The following is a 5,806-nucleotide window of genomic DNA, read 5'->3' as shown; positions in this document are numbered from 1 at the left end:
GGGCTGATGTTTGGGGTGATGGCGATCACCAGCAGGGCGGTGAGCTCGACCGGCGTCATCGCAAGGCTCCTCGCGACGTGGCTCCGGAATCTGCGGTGGACCTCGTCGAGGCGGTGCAGGGTTTGAGACAGGGGAGCGACTGCCTCGTAGGAGTGATCGGGTTGGTCAGTCATGGTTGATCCTTCCACGCAGTTGCTCCGTCCTCCAACGGTCGACGTTCATAACCGAACGAAACCTAAACGCGTTCTCGGGCCCACAGGGCAGGGGTGGCGGCGGGCACTTTGACTGGCCGCGGGTGAGGTCGGGGCGCAGAAGATGCCGCACGCTTCCAAACCCGGTTTTGGTGGCCCATTCCGTCGGCCACACGAGAAGGCCGACAGCGAGAAGGATGACGCCGGCACCCTCGCCGTTGACGGCGAGAGCCGCCCCTGTCAGCAGCAGGGCAAATCCAGCAACATCGATGCACCGGTATGCCCAGCGGGTGGGCGGGACTGTTCGGGCCATAAGAGTTAGCGGGCCTGGAGAGAGCGGCGGTGGGTTTCGCGAAGAGCCCGGAGCCTTTCGCTGCTTTCCTGGACCGGCCCAGTGGTCGCACTTTGGCGGGCAAGAATCAGCGTGGTTGTCGCGGCAGCGATAAGGAGAACGATGCTGATAAGGGCGATGAGCACGATGATGCCTCCACGGGCAAATGGGTTGACGATCGAGATTCTCCGTAATGGAGTGTCTTCATGGAACGGCATCTCGGTTGTCTTGTCATGCCCCAGAACGGGGTAGCTTCGGCCGATAAGTTGTTTTTGCCGCATCGCCTAGCCAATCCAGCTCAGTGCGAGTAGCGCAACGGGTGGTGACGGGTTGGGTCGGTTTCTACCGTTTGAGGTCTTTGCGGACGGTGAGGTGTTCCCTCACGACGTGCTGCCACCGCGGATGTTTCGGCCCCCGGCCGGTGGGAGTGACGATTTGATAGGTGGTGTCGGTGGCGTGGAGGTGTCCGTGGCCGATGACGATGCTGCCGAGTGTTTCGGTGATCTCCCATATGCTCGCCCGGGTGCTCCGGAGTCGGAAGACGCGGCCGTTTAGTCGGATGTGGGTGTGTTGCCCGCTGATGTGGGGCAGTTGCGCGTCGTCAAGGTCGATCGGTTCCACACTGCCCCCTGATTGATACGCCCATCTTTATCCTGAAGGCCTCTAGGGTCGTGGACCTCAAGGTCGTGTCGTCCCGCCGAGCCCACCGGATCGACGCCCGAGGGAGAGGGGTTTAGGTGTTGCTGGCGTGGAGGACGGCGGAAGTCAGCGTGGTGAGCTGCTGCATCATTGCCGGTTTTTCAGAGAGGGCAGTGAGTGTTGCCTCGTATTGGCGGAGAACATGGTTGACGGCGTTCCGGCCGGTCGGGGTGAGGACGAGAAGCAGGCTCCGCCGGTCGGTGGGGTGCTGCAGACGGGTCAGATACCCGGCCGCGTCCAGCCGGTCGGTGACGGCGGTAATCGCGCCGGTGGTGAGCTGCAGGTGGGCGCGAAGCTGACCTGGGGTGACCGGTTCGTCTTCCGCGAGTTGCAGGAGAGCGTCAAGGTCCGTGGTTCCCACCCCGAGCTGGTGGGCGGCAGTGTCGAGAAAGACGCGGTGCGCGTGGTCGAACGCGAAAAGAGCACTGCGAATAGTCGCGAGCGTGTTCCCGTTGCGCCCGGAAGGCAGGGACTCGAGCTTGTTTTTGAGGTCAGGTGTGGTGTGGACCGTCGTGGTCATCAGGTACTCCGTATCTGGGACCATCCATGGTCCACTTCACCCTGACTCAACCACCACCGGGTCCTGCTGTCATTCCCCAGAAGGGGGAGTTGGGGTGAAAAGGGCCGTGGGGCTTTACGATTCCTGACGTGTAACGCATTCACAACCAACACTGCCCACATCACCAAATGAGGCCCCTCGCGGAAAACCCGGTGGGCGACGAGCAACAGGCAAGATCAACAGGCGCGGATCGGGCAGCTTTCACTCGGGATGGGTACCGTCGGGTGGACCGGGCCCGGCTTTCCCTGTTCTGTCGTGGCCTGGTTGGCTCGGCCCGGCTCGTGACCCGAAGGTCGGGCCATTTCTTGGTTAAGGACAGGAATGGCGTCGGTTCACTGGTTTCACCTCGGGGTGGCGCGTTCGGGATTTGCCGTTGGGGCTGTCAGCCGTGGAGGGCGGCGAGGACGACGAGCGTGATCATGGCCGCGGCCAGGATGCCGACCGCGACATAGATGACGCGAGGTGTTCCCGGTTGTCGCGGCGGCCCATAAGGGTTCTTCTTGCGGCGCCTCATTCGACCGATTTTATGGTCTAGATCGGTAAGTACGGGTGGGGCTCTGGCCCTTTTCCCGTGCGGGGTGCGGGGGTATGCCCCAACGCGCACTCTCCTGCCGTGGGCAAGTTTCGTTCGGCCTGCGGCGGTGTTGATGGGGTGGAACGGACCCGAACCGCGCCACCACATCTCGAGCTGCCCCGAAGGGGTACAACCCGCTCCAGGAGAAAATCTCGACCGGAGTGGCAATAAAGATAGGCCGGTCTGACCTGGCAGGGCCAAGGTTGTGTTGTTTCCAAGACGCTTCCACTGCTTGGAAGGCGCTCTCTTCATGCACATGCCCACATGGTCGAATTTGCGGTGTGCTATCCCCAGAACGGGGGTGGCAGCACGGTGGCGGGGTACACGTACGGTGAAGATGCTTCTGTTGCGGGCGAGGAGGTCCCGAGGGAACACCCTGGCCCCGAATCTGGTGTGTTCTTCGCCGTGTCGGAAGCCAGCGCCTCACTGTTGAGGGAAAACTCGCGGAGTCCTGCGACAACCTTCTACCCGGATTGCGGAGGTGTCGCAGGACACTGGGCTCCCGTTTGATAGGCCGTTTCATGGGTAAGGCGCGGTGCGTGTTGCCGGATCGGACGCAAGCCCACCGTGATGGCCCGCACGTCTTGAGGTGGCTGGCCGTCGTGTCAGACGTTCCGAAACGCGTCGAGTCTGCAGGCCAGCTCCGCCGCATAGTCGTGAAAGCGGACGAGGGCCTGGGCGCTAGTGGGCGCTGAGGTCCCAGACGGGGGCGACGTATTCGCGGTTCCACCCGGCCCGCATGCGGGTCACGGCCCGGTCGTAGGCTTCGAGGAGGTTCATCGTGGGCCGGACCATTGACTGTAATTGCAGACCTTCGTAGAGGGCGATGAGTTGCTCGGCGCCGCGGGCCGGTTCCATAGTGGACGGTTCCCTTCCGGCTCGGATGTCGGCGGCGAGTTGGTGGGCGACCATGAGGTGGAATCGGTGGTATTCCTCGTGGAGGAATGACGCCATCGGGTGTTCCGGGGTGGCGGCGACGTTCACTGTCGCGGACAGTAATCGCATGAGGGCCGGGTCGTCGATGTTCGCTTGAACGATCCCGCGGAGAAACGCGGCCGCGCCGGAGCGTTCCGCGACGGGCAGGATGAGGCGCATCCGTTGCCCGTTCCAGTAGTCGATCGTCGCGATCAGCAGATCATCCCAGGTGGGGAACCGGGCCGTGACTTCCTGCACGGTGACTTTGGCTGCGGTAGCGACGAGATCGAAGGTGGCCTCATGGAACGCGAATCGGCGGAACACCGTGATCGCGCCCTGGATCACCAGCAGACGAGACTTGGTGTCACCGGTCTGCAGCAGCGACACCGGTTCGGGGAAGGCCGACAGGGTCGGCGTTCCTGTTGTCAGTGTGGAGTGTGCAGGGGGCATCGACTGGTCGGCCATAGTGACACGGTAATCAGTCACGTGTTAGTTTTTGTAGGCCCAGTTCAGGGTGCAGGCACTCCTGCTGGCACCTGTTCTGGGACATCCCAGAAGGTTGCGCGGGACCTGTGTTCGCGGTTCGATTGACGCGTGTCGGATGGGGATCTGGCATGAAGCGCGAACCACTGAACGTGGGGTCTCCTGGCAGGAGGGCCTCACCGCAGTGGGGCTTCATACGCTTGTTCCGGCTTTGTCATCCTTGGGAGAGCTGGTGGGAGTGGGAGGGACGTTCCCGGGTGCGTTGCTGATTCCAACGCATCCGCAACCACGGGATTGTCCTAAGGCTCCCGGTCGGAAGGCCGGGAGCCTTTTGTCGTCCCCGAGCCCGAAAAGCCGCGCGCGCATCGAGCGGGTACTGAGAGGCCCCGAAGGTGTGGGGTGAGTGCGGGGTCTCCCGCCCGGGCGGGAGACCCCGCGGCCACGCCCCACGGGCGCCAGATCAGAAGCATCCACACGGGGCGGGCCTTCGCCTGGGGTACCACCCCCCGGCACCACAACCGTAACCGCACCGGGGAGGGCGCAACAGGATCGCGGTCAATTTAGCGGTCACGCTCAGCTTCGACAGGCCGAGAACATCCTGGTGGGAGAGCTGAAAATTGCAGTCAGCTGTCGCAGGCGAGTAGCCGCAGAAGGTCGGCTTCGATGTCCTCGAACCGAATGTGGGGGTTCTCTGTCCAGGAGGCGAGGGTCTGTTGCCACCCGGCGGTCCCGAAAATATGTCCGCCTAAAAGCGTGACCAGCGTCGCCAGACGCTGCTCCAATCCCAGCGCCCGAGCGAAGGAATCTCCCGTGTCGCGCTGAGGGCGCGGGGTGGCGATTGCGGTGGGTTCCTGGTGAGGGACACCCGTTGGGTTCTGATCCAACCTCACATGCTAGAAGGCGCCCCTAGCAGGGTCCTGCCCCCACTACTGGGAGTCCACGGTGCTCCACCGTCATGGTCGAATGCGGGCGTCCCCGGCGGACGACGGCGCAAACTCGAGCTGCTTTCGGAGAGCAGGGAAGGCTCCGAGCTGGGGTGTGGGTGTTCTGCGCGTGCTTGGTGCATCATCCGGAACGAGGACGCGTCCGGGAGTGTGTGTGAGCTGGGGGGCACCCGGTTGGGGTTCTAGTCGAAGTCGACACGGGTCCATATGTTCAAGTGGTGCGTATCAACGAGTACCCGAACCTGCCGGTGGCCGGTCGTATCGACAAGGCGGCGAAGGCGATCGCGTTCGACGCGGGCCTTCCGGCGGTGACGTTGCGTCGTGTCGTGGCCCAGACGGGGCTCGAGCCGGCTGTTGTCGCTCAGCAGGAACCGTCAATGCCAGCGCTGGCTGCGCGCATGTTCCGGGACATCGCCGCCGACGAACTCGCCGCAGCACGCGCCCACGTGGAAACTCTCACCACCGCTCGGGCAGCGTTGCAGTACCTGACCGATGACCTCTTCACCGGGGAACATACCCGGGAAGACTGGGTCTGGGCAGACGGGTGGAGTGTGGGACGCCGAAACCCCGTCGTTGCGAAAGTGGCACGAGAAAGCACAACCCTGTGGGTCGAATTCGTGGCCGGCATCATCACCGCGGGCGTGACCAACGGAGAATTCCGAGCCCGTGACCCTCATTTGGTCGCAGAACTGTTCGTCGCCCTGATGGACAGTCTCAGTATTTATTCGCTCGTGGGGCACAGCACCCCGACCCGGAGAGCGGCCATGGTCGAAGCATTCATCCGCGCCGCTCTCGACCCGACCTGCAACGTCCCCGCCACCCCACCCCAGCAATAGAACGCGGGGAAGTCGACACCTGAACCGTCGGCACGAACGCCTTCGACGCAGGCACTGCTCAAGGCCTGTCTCAACAAGCCCAGGGTCATCATGCCTGGCCATCGAGTTGCGAGAACGACTTGTCAAGACACGAGGACACCTGGTTATTCGGGCGTGTTCTGAGCCGGTCAACCGCGACCTGAGACGTCCAAAAACCATTAGATTTCCGAGACGGCAGTTCTGCTGAGGGCAGGCGGTGGGTTGTTTGCGGGGCGGTCCGTCAGGGCTTGTGACG

5 protein-coding genes are annotated in these 5,806 nt (G+C 63.3%); 1 reads left to right on the top strand and 4 read right to left on the bottom strand.

What is annotated here, in order from left to right; translation table 11 throughout:
- Positions 1-864: 864 nt before the first annotated feature.
- From ITJ49_RS17375 to ITJ49_RS18360, 4 genes are all read right to left on the bottom strand, one after another.
- On the bottom strand, positions 865-1,143 hold the full coding sequence (locus ITJ49_RS17375; protein ID WP_194606799.1) for a hypothetical protein: 279 nt from the start codon (positions 1,141-1,143) through the stop codon (positions 865-867).
- A gap of 112 nt (positions 1,144-1,255) precedes the next feature.
- Complete coding sequence (locus tag ITJ49_RS17370; protein ID WP_194606798.1) at positions 1,256-1,741, bottom strand: MarR family winged helix-turn-helix transcriptional regulator; 486 nt, start codon at positions 1,739-1,741, stop codon at positions 1,256-1,258.
- A gap of 421 nt (positions 1,742-2,162) precedes the next feature.
- On the bottom strand, positions 2,163-2,294 hold the full coding sequence (locus ITJ49_RS17935; RefSeq protein WP_255521838.1) for a hypothetical protein: 132 nt from the start codon (positions 2,292-2,294) through the stop codon (positions 2,163-2,165).
- Between the two features lie 741 nt (positions 2,295-3,035).
- Positions 3,036-3,755 carry a TetR family transcriptional regulator C-terminal domain-containing protein gene (locus ITJ49_RS18360; protein ID WP_194606797.1) on the bottom strand — a complete coding sequence of 240 codons (720 nt, stop codon included), beginning with the start codon at positions 3,753-3,755 and terminating at the stop codon, positions 3,036-3,038.
- Positions 3,756-4,914: 1,159 nt separating this feature from the next.
- Here ITJ49_RS18360 and ITJ49_RS17360 point away from each other — a divergent pair.
- On the top strand, positions 4,915-5,532 hold the full coding sequence (locus ITJ49_RS17360) for a TetR family transcriptional regulator C-terminal domain-containing protein (protein ID WP_194606796.1): 618 nt from the start codon (positions 4,915-4,917) through the stop codon (positions 5,530-5,532).
- The last annotated feature ends 274 nt before the right edge of the window (positions 5,533-5,806 follow it).

This window comes from Frondihabitans sp. VKM Ac-2883, from assembly GCF_015350875.1.
Lineage (GTDB): Bacteria > Actinomycetota > Actinomycetes > Actinomycetales > Microbacteriaceae > Frondihabitans.
This window is presented reverse-complemented; position numbering and strand designations above follow the sequence as displayed.

What these genes read in the sequence shown, in the direction of transcription:
- ITJ49_RS17370 (WP_194606798.1), bottom strand. Translation starts at nt 1,741, where the DNA reads ATGACCACGACGGTCCACACCACACCTGACCTCAAAAACAAGCTCGAG.
- ITJ49_RS17935 (WP_255521838.1), bottom strand. Translation starts at nt 2,294, where the DNA reads ATGAGGCGCCGCAAGAAGAACCCTTATGGGCCGCCGCGACAACCGGGA.